Below are 15485 nucleotides of genomic sequence, written 5' to 3' on the forward strand. Positions count from 1 at the left end.
AAAATTCAAACAAAAAGGGATGGTTATATGTTGAAGAAATTAGTAGCAGGGACATTAGTAGCGGGTTTTGCACTAACTGGAGGACTAGGTGCGGTAAGTGCTGAAGAAAAAAGTAACACAATTAAGTCATTTGATTATTTAAAAGTGGATGAACAAAATGTTAATTCATTTGCAAAATTAAGTGATCAGGATAAGAAAGATATCCAAATTACTATGGTATTACCTAAGCAAAATGAAAATGGAGATTGGCTAGCTTATGGTTTTACTAGCCGTGAAACATTAGATGCGTATATTGAAAAGGATAAAAAAGCAATTAAAAATAAAATTAATCCTTTAGGTAGCGGTGCTGGTAGTACTGATTTTTATGAACATAAAGATAAAGGTGGCCAATATATTTACTGGAGTAGCGGCTTTAAAAACTTACCATCTAGCTGGAATGACAGAATTTCTTCTGTAAGTACAGCGTCACCTTCTGCAAGTTATTCAACGACACTTTGGGAGCACACTTCAACACAAGGATATGGAAAAGGCGTTTTATTTAAACATGCTGATTGGTACGGTAAAACTGCTAATTTAGCTGCTGATTGGAACGATATTACTTCAGCGATTGAAATTAAATAGTAATAAGATATTTAATTTCTTCTATAAAAATTCAAACCACTGTTCTCTCTTTCGTTTAGAGAATAGTGGTTTATCATATTTCCATTTAAGCATGTACAGCATGTCCTACCGCTTGCATTAACGCTTCATGAATCGCCTCAGATAAAGTTGGATGTGCTGCAATATAATCTCTCATTATATCAGCGGTAACTTCTGTATGAATCATTACGGTTCCTTGACCAATAAGTTCAGTTGCATAAGGACCGATAATAGAAATCCCTACAATTTCTTGGTATTTAGGTTCCACAATGACTTTTACTTTCCCTACTTGTTCTCCTAAAATAAGAGCTTTTCCGTTCGCTGTAAAAGGAAATTCTCCGATGAGAATATCACCATATTGTTCTCTTGCACCTTTTTCACTTAACCCGACACTAGCTATTTCTGGAGCTGTGTATATACATCGAGGCACAGCGTGATAATTTACTTTCACGTCTTCTCCACTTGCGTGTAATGCTGCTGTCGTTCCTTCATGGAAGGCAACGTGAGCAAGCTGAATTCCACCGATTACATCACCAGCTGCGTAAATATGCGATACGTTCGTTTGCATATGTTCATTCACAGAAATCCCTTTATTTGAAAACTGAACCCCTGCCTTTTCTAATCCTAATTGTTGCACTCGTGGTTTTCTTCCTACAGAAACAAGAACAAATTCTGGAGTTACTTCGTGAGTAATTCCCTCGTACTCAAATGAAGCTTGCTTCTTATAGTTATTTAATCCTTTTAAAACTGCTCCCGTAAAAATTTTCACACCATCTTTTTCTAATTTCTCTCTTAAAATATTCGCGATATCTTCATCTTCACCAGGTAGTAATTGCGGTGCCATTTCAACTATCGATACTTTTGTGCCAAGTCTACTATAAATACTTGCAAACTCACATCCTATTACACCACCGCCAACGATTAACAATGAAGATGGTACACTCTCAAGAGACATGGCATGGCTACTATTTAAAATCCATTTTCCATCGAACGGAGCGAATGGTAATTCTGTAGGTTCGGAACCAGATGCGATAATAAAGCTCTCTCCATCAACTACTTCTTCTTTATTTCCTTGTACAACTCGCACACGATGATCCGTTTCGAATTTCGCTTTTCCTTTTACAACTTTAATTTTATTTTTCTTCATTAAATATTGTATTCCTTGGACGAGTTGCATTACGATTTGTGATTTTCTCGCCTGTATTTGATCCCAATCAATTGATATACTTCCTGTATTAAGCGTAACTCCATAATCATTCGCTTTTCTCACAATGTCATGTATTTCAGCACTTTCTAACAGTGATTTCGTAGGCATACAACCAACATTTAAACACGTTCCGCCAAGTTCAGCTTCATCAATAAGAGTGACACCTTTGCCATTTTGAGCCGCGGTAATTGCCGCTACATATCCAGCTGGTCCGCCTCCCATTACAACTAGTTTACTCATTCTCTCACCTTCTCTTTATAAAAGAATTGTTATAGGTTCTTCTAAATAATGTTTAATTGTGCGTAAAAATGCAGCTGCTGGTGCACCGTCTAGTACACGATGATCGAATGTTAAACTTAAAGGTAACATACTACCTTTTTTTAATTTTTTCCCTTTATATACAGGAACATGTTCAATTGCGCCAATACCTAAAATGCCAGTCTCAGGTGTATTTAATACAGGTGTGAAATATTCAATACCAAAGCTACCTAAATTACTAATTGTAAATGTCGTTCCGTGCATATCATCACTACTTAAGCTACTTGCTCGCGCCTTTTGTGCCACATTCTTAATCTCTTTAGACAATTCTACTAAAGATAAATTATTTGCAAAGCGAATAGCTGGAACGATTAACCCTTTTTCTAATGCGACTGCCATGCCTAAATGCACATGTTCAAATTGATGAATTGCATCATCTATATAAGCGCTGTTCATTTCTTTATGCTCTCCAAGTGCTAATACAGCAGCACGCGAGACAAAATCCGTAATGGTTAATTTATTATCATATCTTTTTTGTACAACTTTCGCTATTTCTTTATGTAAAGCAACTAAATCTGTTACATCTACTTTCATCGTTAACGTTAATTGTGCGCTATTTTTTAAGCTTGCGTGCATACGATTTGCAATCGCTTTACGCATACCAGTAACAGGAATCACGTTACTTTCTTCTTGTTCAGATATTTCCGGAACGATTCCTCTTACCTCAAGTGCTTTTAATACATCTGCCTTTGTAATCCTTCCGCCAGGACCTGTACCAACTAATGCCTTGATATCCAGATTTTCAGACTTTGCAATTTTCTTGGCTACAGGTGAAATTTTAATTCTTTGCTTCGATACTTCTTTCCCATTTGCTTCTTGATTTTGTACATTTTGTACTTCTATATTAGATGTTTTTTCTTCTACAACATGTGTACTTTCCTGCATTTCTACCTTTTCATTCGGTTTACCGATGTAGCAAATTACAGTACCAGGCGGCACTCCTTCATCTTCACTTACAGCTATATCAAGTACCGTACCATCAGCTGGCGCTTCAATTTCCGTTTCAATTTTTTCTGAATTAATACTAGCAATTAGTTCTCCTTTTGCTACATTATCGCCTGCTTTAATATTCCAGCTCGTAATAATACCTTCTTTCATCGCCATACCTAACTTCGGCATTACAACTTCTACAGCCATGTCTCTCTCTCCCTTCTCATCGTTTTATTACACATGTAATAAAGATTGGTCTCCAATCATTTCTGATACAGTTTCAATTACTTTTTCTGGTGTTGGCAAATACAACTTTTCAAGTGGTGGTGAGAACGGAACAGGTGTATGTGGTGCTGTAATTCGTTTAATAGGTGCATCTAACAAATCAAAACCTTTATCCGCTACAATTGCCGCAATATCTGTTGCAATACTACATCTAGGATTCGCTTCGTCAATGACGATAAGACGATTTGTTTTTTCAACAGATGATAAAATAGTATCTTCATCAAGTGGTGATAAAGATCGTGGATCAATTACTTCTACTTCAAGCCCCTTTTTCGATAATTGCTTTGCAGCTGCAAGCGCTGTATGAACTTGCTTTCCGATTGCGACAATTGTTACATCAGAACCTTCCCGTTTAATATCTGCTTTTCCTAATGGAATTGTATAGTATCCTTCTGGCACTTCACCTTTCATATTGTAAAGTGTTTTATCCTCAAAGAAGATTACTGGATCATCATCTTCAATTGCCGCTAATAATAAGCCTTTTGCATCATACGGTGTGGAAGGAACAACAACTTTAATACCTGGTATGCTCGTAAATAATGCGTACAAACTTTGTGAATGTTGAGCTGCTGCACTAAAACCAGCGCCATGCATCGTACGTACTGTAACGGGTACTTTTGCTTTACCTCCAAACATATAACGGAATTTCGCACCTTGGTTTAATACTTGGTCAAGACAACTACCGATAAAATCATTAAACATTAACTCAGCTATCGGACGTAACCCAGTTGCAGCAGCTGCCATCGCAGCTCCCATATAACCCGCTTCAGAAATTGGTGTATCCAATATACGATTTCGGCCAAACTCTTGTACAAGTCCTTTCGTAACACCAAGAACACCACCCCAAGCTTCATCATCTTGCAGGTGATCAACTTGTGCACCTCCTGCAACATCTTCACCTATTAAAATTACATTTTCATCACGACGCATTGAGATTTTCATCGCTTCATTAATTGCAGTTGACATACTTACTGTTCTAGTCATAATTTTTCACCCTCCTCTTATTTGTAAGAAACGTATACATCTTTTAATAATTCTTCATCGTCTGGGTATGGACTATTTTCACTAAATTCAATGGATCTTTGTACTGCATCATCTACTGCTTTTTCCATATCAACAAGTTCAGATTCTGTTAATAAACCTTCATGAATTAAATGCTTACGGAAATTCACAATTGCATCTTTTTCGTTTAAATGTTCTTCTTTTTCTTCTGATGTTTTATATGTTTGCGCTTCACCTTCGAAATGACCATAATTACGATATGTCATACATTCAATAATTGTTGGACCATCACCATTACGCGCACGTTCCACTGCTTCTGCAGCAGCTTTATATACAGCTAGAAGATCTTTTCCATCTACTTGAACACCTGGAATATTATAAGCTTTTGCGCGATCAGCGATAGAATCACAACTTGAAGCATATTCAAATGTAGTTGCTTCACCGTAACCGTTATTTTCTGCAATAAAAATAACTGGTAACTTCCAAATCGCCGCTAAATTAACCCCTTCATGGAATGTTCCTTCATTATTTGCTCCGTCACCGAAGAAGCAAACACTTACATCTTTTGTTCCTTTATATTTAGCTGTTAATGCTGAACCGCAAGCAAGTGGGAAACCCCCGCCTACAATGCCATTCGCACCAAGCATTCCTTTATCTAAATCGGCAATATGCATGGAACCGCCTTTACCTTTACATAATCCTGTCGCTTTCCCGAAAAGTTCAGCCATCATACCATTTAAATCACAACCTTTTGCGATACAATGTCCATGACCTCTATGTGTACTTGTAATATTGTCACTATCCGTTAAGTGGGCACATACACCAACTGCTACCGCTTCTTCACCTGCGTATAAATGAACGAAACCTGGCAAAACGCCTTGCGCGAACAATTCATGCACCTTATCTTCAAACTTACGAATCTCTAACATTTTTTCGTACATCCAACGAGCTTGTTCTTTCGTAATTTCATTCCCTTTACTTTCAGTTGTTTTTAACATGTCCAGCCCTCCTATTTTCTTGTTCGTCTTTTATATTGCAAGTATTGTGCCAAATTCTAATCCTTGTTTTAATAGGTTTTCTCTATCTTTTAACAATAAAAAAGTGGACAAAATGAGACGTTTGTCTCGTTTTGTCCACTTTTGTTCCCTTAATAAGAGAATTGTTACTTTATTCATTATCAAAGCTCTTCTGTAATTTTCGGATGTAAATAATTTGACCAATATGATATGCATTATGAGTTGTTACATTCGCTAGCACTTCCCACCACTTTGCAGAAACAGGAAATCCCACTACATCACTTTCAACCTTTTCTTCATTTATGAGATTTTGCCATTGTAACAGTTTTTCTAGTAGTTTTTCCCGTAATTCATCGAAAGTTTGATTATCTGAGAGCATAAAACTTTTGTTATTATCTCCTATAGCGGGTACTGCATTCACATTTGATTCTTTATACCTAGTTTGCCACGTAGAGTTCCAATACAGTAAATGTTGTACGATTTCAGCTATACTATTACTCTCTTCATTCGGTTTCCAGAAAGCTTCCCTCTCAGATAAATCCTTAACTGCATCTGAAAATGGCATATACCAACTGGGATCATTTGCATTCGCTAATAGCTGATCTGCTAATACAGCTTTTACATGGACCATTTTTCTTCCCTCATTTCATTATCATATTAATATACACTACTCTATATACGCTGATTCCCTATAATCCCCTTTTTTTACATACAAATTGATTTCATAATGAATGTAAGAATAATAGATTTTCTTATCATAACTCGTTATGATAAAAGAAAAAGAAAGCTGGCGAAAAATGAATAAAAAAATCGCAATAATTACTGGAGCCTCAAGTGGATTTGGACTATTAACTACACTCGAACTCGCAAAAAAAGATTATTTAGTTATCGCTACAATGCGAAACCTTGAAAAACAAGGAACCTTACTATCCCAAGTTACTCAACTTAACTTACAGCAAAATATAAAAGTTCAACAATTAGATGTAACAGATCAAAATTCTATACATAATTTCCAATTATTTTTAAAAGAAATTAATAGAATAGATCTCCTTATAAATAATGCAGGATATGCAAATGGGGGCTTTGTAGAAGAAATCCAAGTAGACGAATATCGAAAGCAATTTGAAACGAACCTTTTTGGAGCTATATCAATTACCCAGCTTGTTTTACCATATATGAGAAAACAAAGAAGTGGAAAAATCATTAATATAAGCAGCATTAGCGGCCAAGTTGGATTCCCTGGTTTATCTCCTTATGTATCTTCAAAATATGCATTAGAAGGCTGGAGTGAATCGCTTCGCTTAGAATTAAAACCTTTCGGAATAGATGTCGCTTTAATTGAACCTGGTTCTTACAACACAAATATATGGGAGGTTGGTAAACAACTAGCTGAAAACCAATCTGATACAACATCTCCTTACAAAGAATATATGGATAAAATACAAAAACATATTAATAGCGGTAGTGATACATTTGGTAATCCGATAGATGTTGCTAATAAAATCGTTGAAATTGCTGAAACAAAGCGTACTACTTTACGATATCCTATTGGAAAAGGTGTAAAATTTATGATCTTTACGAAGAAGATTCTTCCTTGGAGATTGTGGGAATACCTTGTTTTGAGAAGCTTTAAGAAGATGTAAATATAAAGAGTAACTATCAAGATAAATAATGGTAGCTACTCTTTTTAAATATTCATCATGAAAAACCAAAACGACATTAGTATGTAGAAAGAGGATCAAAATAAAGTAACATTGAAACCATAAAAACAAATGCAAAGAATCCAATTATAGAAAGAATATATTCCTTTGTCTCTCTGCTATACTTCCATTCCATCCATACGCGTAATAAGGAAATTGCTCCAAAATAAGTAAGTACAGCAATTCCTATATTAGCATTTTCTACTTTGAACAGATAAATAAAACTTACTATAAGATATACGATAAAAAGACCTATTTCTAATTTTACATGTAAACTATTTACATGCTTATATATCCAAGCATTGCCCTTTGGCATATTTAGTTTTTTTCTTAAAAACTTTTCTAAAAAATATCCTCCAATTATCATAATAATAACTATAATCCAAATAGTAGAGTTGCCCATTGCATTCCCTCCTATTAAATTAATTATGTTTTCGTAACAAAATGGATTATATATTTTTTAATATGTAGATAATGTATTCATTTTCTTTATCTTCTTTAGTAGTAGTTTTATCAAGACATGTTTTATGTATTGTATAACAACAATCTATTTCCCATCCCTTTTGTTTCGGGATGTTTAATCCTTTTTCTTTCTATTTTTTCAAAAACGAATATAGATAGTACCGATAAAATTAATAGAGTTATTTTTATAATTGACAGAAAACCCTATCCTTTTATTTTCTTACTTGCATTTTCTACGGCTGATCACTCGGATACGTGGCATTCCTTTTATTTTCTACGTCCCAACTAATAATTGTCGCACTATCACGTCCCAACTGATGATGCACGTGTTCTAAAACATTGTGAATATTTTCTTTAAGTGTTTTATCATTTCTGTTCATAGCATTATACAAATTTACAGGTGTTTCATATCGGCGTTCCCCGCATTCTAATACTCCATCTGTCACCATTACAATTCGGTTCTTTCCAGTACGTAATTCACGAATACCTGATGAATAACAAGGAACAGGTAAATCAAATGTGTTTACATTTCCAATCCATTCGTAAAAATGACGTTGATTTAATGCATATTGTCCTAACTTATGTAACTCTTCATGAAATACATACACTAAACAATCACCAATAGAAATCCACCATATATAATTTTCTTTTCTTACACATAGTAAGCAAGCTGTTTCACCTTGTATTCTTTTGCACTTTTCCTTAAATGAAGATGACTGAAAAATTGTAAGTATATGATTTTCAACATACTGAAATACTGTATCAATTGGTTCATTCAAAATTACGCTTATATTTTCATATTCTTTTTCGATTGTATTTACTACTAAATCAACACTTTCTGCACTATTATGTCCATCTAATATAGCTGCAAATTCCCATTCACCATTTGACCAAACTAATGCACCATCTTCGTTCTTTTTTGCTCCGGCACTAATATTCCCACCATATGCACCGAGCACGATATCACCATATTGCTTTACCGAAATTTCGTCTAAACACATTTCTCTACTTCCAACCCATGAATGTTGTCTATTATTTTTTGTATGCATATTCACTCACCATATACTCTCGTATTCTTTCGCATAGTTTTTTGATTTTCGCTGCGTCACCATATGGTGCGCCAGTCCATTTCGCTATCTCGCTTGGTGACCAAAACTCTTTTGGTGTATTCGGATAACGCGGAATAATGTGCATATGCATATGTGGTACACCATTTCCTGAAACAAAAGTATAAATATGCTCTGCACCTTCGCTTTCTTTTAGCGCTTTACTTACTCTACTTGTTATAAGTCCGAACGCTTTCGCTTCTTCATCTGTTAGTTCAGCAAGTCCAGGTACATGTCTTTTTATATCTATCATTACATAACCCAGGTATGTTTCTTCACTATCCCAGTGGACATGTCCAACGTAAACGAGTTCATCTTCGTAAATAGCTCCACCTGGAACTATAATATTTCCTTTATGCTTTTTGCAAATGAAGCAGTTTTGTTCTACTTGATTGTTTGTTGACATATCCATCACCTTCCTTTTCATATATAATATCACAAAAAAAGGAAAAACAGGTTTTGTATTCCGAATTTTCATTCTTTTGATACAGCAATTTTTGAAATGAATTTACACCTCATTATTTCTTCAAAAACGCAATCCCAATTATAATCCCAATCACAATTCCGATTACTAAATTATTTGTAAAGTGCCCTTGAAATACACCAATTACAACCCCTATACCGACACCTATTGCCAAAGCATCATTTCTTTTTTTATTTTTAGCCAATATTGCATCTCCTCCTACCATTTCTCGCTAAATAGCATACGTTTACTTGAATGTATTAATATACGCACTATCTCGCTTAAATATTTCTAAAAAATGTACTGTAACTTCACATATAATATTTTCCATTTTCTGTACATACTCCTTTTATATTAAAAAATTTTCAAGTAACCATTAATTATACATAGGCATTTACTATAAGAAAGCTTCGTAATTTATTGAAGGAGGAACGATTCAAATGTATCCTCATTGGAATCCAAATATAAATCAACAGTATGTTTATTCCCCCCATCCCGCAAGGAATACATTGCATCATGATTCACAATATATGATGCAATGTATCGCAAGTCTTGAAAATCAATTAACTAAATTAATCTCATTAATCGAGGAAAATAATCAATTCATCAAATCAATGGAACAACAACAAAACCAAGTTTGCGCACCAGCTGGAGGTTCTGTTATCGTTCGTATGTGATCTGGATGCAATAAAAAACACACTTTGTATTATAAAAGTGTGTCTTTTGGTCATTATTTTCTTTTCGTATGGAACCCTTGTGTAATACGGTCTAATATAATTGCGATTACTACGATAGCTAATCCAGCTTCAAATCCCATACCGATATTAACTTGTGTTACAGAGCGATATACATCAACTCCAAGTCCTGGAGCTCCTACAAGTGATGCTGTTACGACCATCGATAACGAAAGCATAATGCTTTGGTTCACACCAGCCATAATCGTTCCGGTTGCAAGTGGTAATTGTACTTTAAATAGTTTTTGTGATGCAGTGGATCCAAATGCATTCGCTGCTTCAATTAAATCTTCTGGAACTTGTCTAATTCCTAAGTCAGTAAAACGAATTGTCGGTGGCATTGCAAAGATTACTGATGCAATAATTCCAGGTACTACACCTACTCCGAAAAATGTGATCGCTGGAATAAGGTATACGAATGCAGGCATTGTTTGCATAAAATCTAATGTTGGTTTTAAAAATTTTGAGAAACGTTCATTTTGAGATGCTAATATACCAATTGGAATTCCGACAATAATTGAAATAATAACAGACGTAAGTACGAGTGCTAATGTTTGCATCGTTTGTGCCCAGTAGTTAATATTCAAAATGAATAATAATCCAATAAGCGTAAAAATGACTAAAGATAATTTCCTCGTTGTGTACCAAATGAAGAAACACAAGATAATAATCATCAATATGGCAGGTATTATTGTTAAAAAATTAGTGAGTAAATCAACGAATCCACCAATAATATAAGAGAATCCTCGGAATAAGCCTTCAAAGTGCTCATATAAACTTGCAACAAATGAGTCGACCCATTCCCCTAATGGAATACGTGGTATACTATTCATCGTCTTTCACCTCTTCCTCAATGTTTCCTGCAAGAGCTTGAATGACACTTTCACGTTTAATAATTCCTCTTAGCCTTTTCTTCTCATCGATTACTGGTAACGGATATTTCATCTCTGCCATTTTTGCATATGTCTCTTCCAGTAAAGTATCCAAATACACATGCGGAATATCATTAAGTAATAAATCAGCAATCGGCCACTGTTTTTGTACTGCTTTACTCGCATCATCCGCAGTTAATATACCTAAAAACTCATACTTTTTGTTTACAACATATACAGTTGAGACACCTGCATTCCTCATAATTTGAAGGGCCACACGAGGTCCACGATCAATTAATAAAGTTTCTGGTCGTTTTAAAATAGACTCCGCCGTAATTACTTTTCCTAAATTCACGTCCGCAACAAACTTTTCTACAAATTCATTTGCGGGGCTCATCATAATTTCTTCTGGCGTTCCAATTTGGACGATTTCTCCATCTTTCATTAATGCGATACGATCTCCAATTCGAAGCGCTTCATCTAAATCATGCGTAATAAATATAATCGTTTTTTCCATTTTATCTTGTAACTCTAACAATTCATCTTGCATTTCTTTTCGAATAAGTGGATCTAATGCACTAAATGACTCGTCCATTAGTAATACATCTGGATTATTCGTTAGTGCCCTTGCGATTCCAACGCGCTGCTGCATACCACCACTAAGTTGACTTGGATAATTATCTTTATGATGATCGAGTCCTACTAACTGTAGCGATTCTAACGCTTTTTTCTCTCGCTCTTCAACCGGAACTCCTTGTATTTCTAAACCATATGCAACATTTTGTATAACTGTACGATGCGGAAATAGAGCAAATTTCTGAAATACCATACTCATTTTCGTTCTTCTTACTCTCCGTAACTCTTCTTTTCCCATCGTTGCGATGTCTTCACCATCTATGTATATATGACCTGCAGTTGGTTTAATCAATTGATTTAACATACGAACTAGCGTAGATTTCCCGCTACCAGACAAACCCATAATAACGAAAATCTCTCCAGAGTAAACTTCAAACGTTGCTTTTTTCACCCCAACGTTCATTCCTGTCTCTTTTAAAATTTCCGATTTACTTTTTCCTTCTTTTAATAAGGAAAGGGCTCTTTGCGGATGTTTCCCGAATACTTTTGTTACGTTTTCAACACGCACCTTTGTATTATCCATGTCACTACTCCTTTTCTACCCATCTATTCACATAGTGTTGCGATTTTACAAAGAAATATTACATAAAAATGACATTCATAAGATTTCTTTAAAATTCTCGTTTCCGTTCATAATAAGAATGCTTACTTATACATTTATTTTATAAAGCAAACGTTACTTAGGAGGTTTTCGATGCGAAAGAAAATTTGGTTTATATGCCTTGCATTATTTATTACTATGATTTTCACTTCATGTAATGCAACAAATGCAAATTCGAAAGGAAAAATTAAACTTGGTGTAACAAGTTGGAAAGAAAATATTGCAACTGCAAACATGTGGAAAGTTTTATTAGAAGAAAAAGGCTACAAAGTTGAGCTCATGTATTTAGAAAAAGCCGCAATTTGGACTGGTGTCGCTCGTGGCGATGTTGATGCGAATTTAGAAGTATGGCTACCAGTTACAGATAAACCGCTAAACGATCGTTATAAAGATGATATTGTCTTAAAATCAAAATGGTACGAAGGTACTGGACTAGGTTTAGTCGTCCCTTCTTATATGAAAAACATAAACAGTATCGAAGATTTAAATGCTCATAAAGATGAACTAGATAATAAAATTGTCGGTATCGAACCCGGTAGTAGTCTTATGAATTTAACGAATAAAGCAATGAAAGAATATGATATAAAACTAAAACTTGTCCAATCTTCTGAAGCTGCGATGATGAGTGAACTAAAGAAAGCATATACAAAAAAGAAACCAATCGCTGTTACGCTTTGGAATCCGCATTGGGGTTTTTCAGAATTTGACTTAAAATATTTAAAAGACCCTAAGAAAGTATATGGTGAAAAAGATGACATTTATTACTCCGTTCGTAAAGGTTTCGAAAAAGATCACCCGGATATCATAAAATACTTTGATAAATGGAAAATGAACGATGAACAGCTCGGTACGTTAATGGTCATGTTAAATAAAACAAAAGATCCTGAAGAAGCTGCGCGAAAATGGATTAAAAAAAATCAAGCATTAGTTGATGAATGGGTAAAGGATTAATAAAAAGGCTAGAGAATTAATATATCCTCTAGCCTTTTTCATCTTATTTTTTCGTAACAACATCATCTACAATCCCATATTCCTTCGCTTCTTCTGCAGTCATAAAATAATCTCTTTCTGTATCATGTGCTACTCTTTCAATCGGTTGGCCTGTTTTTTCTGCAATCATTTTATTAATATCATGCTTTAACTTTAATATTCTTTTCGCAGTTATTTCAATTTCTGTTGCTTGCCCTTGTGCACCACCAAGCGGCTGATGAATCATAATTTCACTGTTAGGGAGCGCAAACCGTTTTCCTTTTGCTCCAGATAATAATAGCAATGCACCAAATGATGCCGCAAAGCCCATGCACAGCGTTTGCACATCTGGTTTAATTAAATTCATTGTATCTAATATAGCAAATCCCGCTGTCGTTGATCCGCCGGGGCTATTAATGTATAAAAATATATCTTTCTCTGCATCTTCTGCTTCTAAAAATAATAATTGAGCTACGACACTACTCGCTACTTGATCATTTATTTCTGAACCGATAATAATAATACGATCTTTTAATAACCTTGAATATATATCATAGGAACGTTCTCCTAATTTCGTTTGTTCCACTACATATGGAATTGCATTCATTTTATATCCCTCCAATAATTGTTATGCTGCTAAAAGCATACAACTGTAGGAAGAAGGTTTTTTCGCATTAAATAATAAGACTGGCTGTTTAGATGGTAACTTAGTAAAATCTATTGTCGGAAGCAGTTTCGTTAATAATTCCGGTCTCTCCTCTCGAATAGACGTTACTACAACTTCCATATCATCTGTGAATTCAACTATCTCAATCCCTTCTTCACTTACAGTTTTCAGCCTATTTCTACTACGAAACAAAGAAGCTTTTACTGCCCCTTCTGATACAGAACACACTTTAGCAATATCAGCGATACTATATTGAAAAACATCTTTTAATAATAAAATTGCGGATTGCTGTACATTTAATGAAGACAATACTTTCCCTACCATTTCATGCAAATCTGCAATGTTCTCATGTGGTTCTTCAAAAGTGATTTGTTCTCTTATTTTTTCATGAACAGACTTAGACTTTATCTGATCTAACCAACGATTTCTTGCTATTTTATAGACGAGTGTCATACAAATATCTTTATTTCTATATTTTTGAAGCACTTTACACACTGTTTCTTGGGCGAGATCTTCCCCATCCCATTTGTTTTTCGTTAAAAAAGTACAGTATCTTTTTAACTCTCCATATTGTTCAATTAAAAAGTTTATATTTGAATGATTCATATCGATATGGTTCTTTAAAACATGAGTTACTTTTGTGCACAAAATAACCACTCCTTTTTAGCGCTTACTTAATAAACGATTCAACATTAAAAAAAGTTACGGGGATATAAAAAAATAATGTTTATGTTCAATAATTCGCGGTCATAAATATGTTATGTACAATTTTACGTGAGGAGGAACAAATTTGCCAAAATTAACAATTGAAGGTGCGGGAACATTTGATGTAAAAGAAGGAACGAAGTTAGTATTAGCAATTGAAGATAGCGGTGTCAACATTCTTCATCGTTGCGGCGGGAATGCACGTTGCACAACTTGTAGAGTAGAAATACTAGCAGGTGATTTCTGTGAAGCGAGTGCGAATGAGAAACATGCAATGACGGAAAAAGGGATTGAAGATCATTTACGATTATCTTGTCAAATGCGTGTACATAAAGATATAGTCGTTCGTCCGGTACTTACAGTTGAAAATTCAGGTCTTGATGCTGGACCGCGTCCAGCGGAGTAAAGCGATGAATTTAAAACAGCTCGCTGGCGAATATGCCGCTAACTTTGTAAATGATGGCATGAAGATTGGGCTTGGTACAGGTTCTACTGTATATTGGACAATACAAAAATTAGGTGAGCGTGTAAAAGAAGGATTATCATTTCAAGCTGTACCGACATCAAAGGAAACTGAAGCATTAGCACATCAACTAAATATCCCCCTAATTTCGTTAAACGACGTACAAAGTCTTGATCTTACAATTGATGGAGCGGATGAAATTGATTCAAATTTACAACTTATAAAAGGCGGTGGCGGTGCATTACTTCGTGAAAAAATCGTTGCCTCTTCCTCTAAAGAACTAATTATCATTGCTGATGAATCGAAACTTGTAACACATTTAGGTACTTTTCCATTACCTATTGAAATCATCCCTTTTTCATGGAAACAAACCGAAAATAAAATTCAGTCTTTAGGATGTCAAACAACATTACGTTTGAAAAATAATGAAACCTATATAACCGATAACAATAACATGATTATCGATTGTATATTCCCTAATCATATTTCTAATCCTGCCCATTTACACACTCAATTAAAAATGATTACTGGTGTAGTTGAAACAGGGTTGTTTATAAGTATGACGAGTAAAGTAATTATCGGCGCTAAAAATGGGATAAAGGAATTGTAATAAAAGCTAACTTTTTAAAGTTGGCTTTTTAGTATGTTCTTCTCTTTATAGTGCATTATTATGATATACTATGAAAACACAAGCTGATTACACTAGAAAG

General features: G+C 34.7%; 19 protein-coding genes. 6 read left to right on the forward strand and 13 right to left on the reverse strand.

All coding sequences use genetic code 11. The annotated features are described in order from the left end of the window. Positions 1-27 precede the first annotated feature (27 nt). On the forward strand, positions 28-621 hold the full coding sequence (locus ACUN13_RS15560; RefSeq protein ID WP_000914438.1) for a hypothetical protein: 594 nt from the start codon (positions 28-30) through the stop codon (positions 619-621). Between the two features lie 85 nt (positions 622-706). Here ACUN13_RS15560 and lpdA read toward each other — a convergent pair whose 3' ends face one another. The 5 genes from lpdA to ACUN13_RS15585 all read right to left on the reverse strand — a co-directional run bounded on the left by lpdA (position 707) and on the right by ACUN13_RS15585 (position 6028). Continuing rightward, entirely contained in the window at positions 707-2086 is a 1380-nt protein-coding gene (gene lpdA, locus ACUN13_RS15565) for a dihydrolipoyl dehydrogenase (protein ID WP_000041232.1), read from the reverse strand. A gap of 15 nt (positions 2087-2101) precedes the next feature. Then, a complete protein-coding gene (locus ACUN13_RS15570) occupies positions 2102-3301 on the reverse strand; it encodes a dihydrolipoamide acetyltransferase family protein (protein WP_342761387.1) in 1200 nt (399 codons plus the stop codon). Between the two features lie 27 nt (positions 3302-3328). Next, positions 3329-4363 (reverse strand): acetoin:2,6-dichlorophenolindophenol oxidoreductase subunit beta, encoded by a 1035-nt coding sequence (acoB, locus tag ACUN13_RS15575; RefSeq protein ID WP_000198898.1) that lies wholly within the window; start codon positions 4361-4363, stop codon positions 3329-3331. A 17-nt stretch (positions 4364-4380) separates the two neighbouring features. Continuing rightward, positions 4381-5379 carry an acetoin:2,6-dichlorophenolindophenol oxidoreductase subunit alpha gene (acoA, locus tag ACUN13_RS15580; RefSeq protein ID WP_000921269.1) on the reverse strand — a complete coding sequence of 333 codons (999 nt, stop codon included), beginning with the start codon at positions 5377-5379 and terminating at the stop codon, positions 4381-4383. A gap of 169 nt (positions 5380-5548) precedes the next feature. Further along, a complete protein-coding gene (locus tag ACUN13_RS15585; protein ID WP_000233778.1) occupies positions 5549-6028 on the reverse strand; it encodes a DinB family protein in 480 nt (159 codons plus the stop codon). Between the two features lie 166 nt (positions 6029-6194). Between ACUN13_RS15585 and ACUN13_RS15590 the strand changes: the two genes are divergently transcribed. After that, a complete protein-coding gene (locus ACUN13_RS15590; RefSeq protein WP_001034798.1) occupies positions 6195-7040 on the forward strand; it encodes an oxidoreductase in 846 nt (281 codons plus the stop codon). A 76-nt stretch (positions 7041-7116) separates the two neighbouring features. Here ACUN13_RS15590 and ACUN13_RS15595 read toward each other — a convergent pair whose 3' ends face one another. From ACUN13_RS15595 to ACUN13_RS15610, 4 genes are all read right to left on the reverse strand, one after another. Further along, entirely contained in the window at positions 7117-7500 is a 384-nt protein-coding gene (locus ACUN13_RS15595; protein WP_000528448.1) for a DUF4181 domain-containing protein, read from the reverse strand. 292 nt (positions 7501-7792) lie between these two features. Then, positions 7793-8608: a PP2C family serine/threonine-protein phosphatase gene (locus ACUN13_RS15600; RefSeq protein ID WP_000556968.1), complete on the reverse strand. Its 816-nt coding sequence runs from the start codon at positions 8606-8608 to the stop codon at positions 7793-7795. Next, positions 8592-9092: an HIT family protein gene (locus ACUN13_RS15605; protein ID WP_127063999.1), complete on the reverse strand. Its 501-nt coding sequence runs from the start codon at positions 9090-9092 to the stop codon at positions 8592-8594. The genes ACUN13_RS15600 and ACUN13_RS15605 overlap by 17 nt, the downstream gene beginning before the upstream one ends. A 91-nt stretch (positions 9093-9183) precedes the next feature. Continuing rightward, positions 9184-9354 carry a hypothetical protein gene (locus tag ACUN13_RS15610; protein WP_033689096.1) on the reverse strand — a complete coding sequence of 57 codons (171 nt, stop codon included), beginning with the start codon at positions 9352-9354 and terminating at the stop codon, positions 9184-9186. A 214-nt stretch (positions 9355-9568) separates the two neighbouring features. Here ACUN13_RS15610 and ACUN13_RS15615 point away from each other — a divergent pair, with 214 nt between their 5' ends. Further along, a complete protein-coding gene (locus ACUN13_RS15615) occupies positions 9569-9805 on the forward strand; it encodes a hypothetical protein (protein ID WP_000283220.1) in 237 nt (78 codons plus the stop codon). A 53-nt stretch (positions 9806-9858) separates the two neighbouring features. Here the strand turns inward: ACUN13_RS15615 and ACUN13_RS15620 are convergent, their stop codons facing one another. Further along, a complete protein-coding gene (locus ACUN13_RS15620) occupies positions 9859-10695 on the reverse strand; it encodes an ABC transporter permease (RefSeq protein WP_001084759.1) in 837 nt (278 codons plus the stop codon). Next, positions 10688-11893 carry a quaternary amine ABC transporter ATP-binding protein gene (locus ACUN13_RS15625; RefSeq protein ID WP_000370606.1) on the reverse strand — a complete coding sequence of 402 codons (1206 nt, stop codon included), beginning with the start codon at positions 11891-11893 and terminating at the stop codon, positions 10688-10690. Before ACUN13_RS15625 ends, ACUN13_RS15620 begins: the two co-directional genes overlap by 8 nt. Positions 11894-12064: 171 nt before the next feature. Here ACUN13_RS15625 and ACUN13_RS15630 point away from each other — a divergent pair, with 171 nt between their 5' ends. Then, on the forward strand, positions 12065-12922 hold the full coding sequence (locus ACUN13_RS15630) for a glycine betaine ABC transporter substrate-binding protein (protein WP_001227614.1): 858 nt from the start codon (positions 12065-12067) through the stop codon (positions 12920-12922). A 43-nt stretch (positions 12923-12965) separates the two neighbouring features. On the opposite strand, the gene clpP is transcribed toward ACUN13_RS15630, so the two are convergent. Both clpP and ACUN13_RS15640 read right to left on the reverse strand, forming a co-directional pair. Further along, complete coding sequence (clpP, locus tag ACUN13_RS15635; protein WP_000991612.1) at positions 12966-13547, reverse strand: ATP-dependent Clp endopeptidase proteolytic subunit ClpP; 582 nt, start codon at positions 13545-13547, stop codon at positions 12966-12968. 21 nt (positions 13548-13568) lie between these two features. Beyond that, positions 13569-14255, reverse strand: coding sequence for an RNA polymerase subunit sigma-70 (locus ACUN13_RS15640; protein ID WP_000337507.1), 687 nt, complete (start codon positions 14253-14255; stop codon positions 13569-13571). Positions 14256-14397: 142 nt separating this feature from the next. On the opposite strand from ACUN13_RS15640, the gene ACUN13_RS15645 reads away from it, so the two are divergent. Together ACUN13_RS15645 and rpiA are read left to right on the forward strand one after the other, a co-directional pair. Then, entirely contained in the window at positions 14398-14718 is a 321-nt protein-coding gene (locus ACUN13_RS15645; RefSeq protein WP_001125388.1) for a 2Fe-2S iron-sulfur cluster-binding protein, read from the forward strand. 4 nt (positions 14719-14722) lie between these two features. After that, positions 14723-15385 carry a ribose 5-phosphate isomerase A gene (gene rpiA, locus ACUN13_RS15650; protein ID WP_001049982.1) on the forward strand — a complete coding sequence of 221 codons (663 nt, stop codon included), beginning with the start codon at positions 14723-14725 and terminating at the stop codon, positions 15383-15385. Positions 15386-15485 lie beyond the last annotated feature (100 nt).

This window comes from Bacillus cereus group sp. Bce041 (assembly GCF_052646455.1).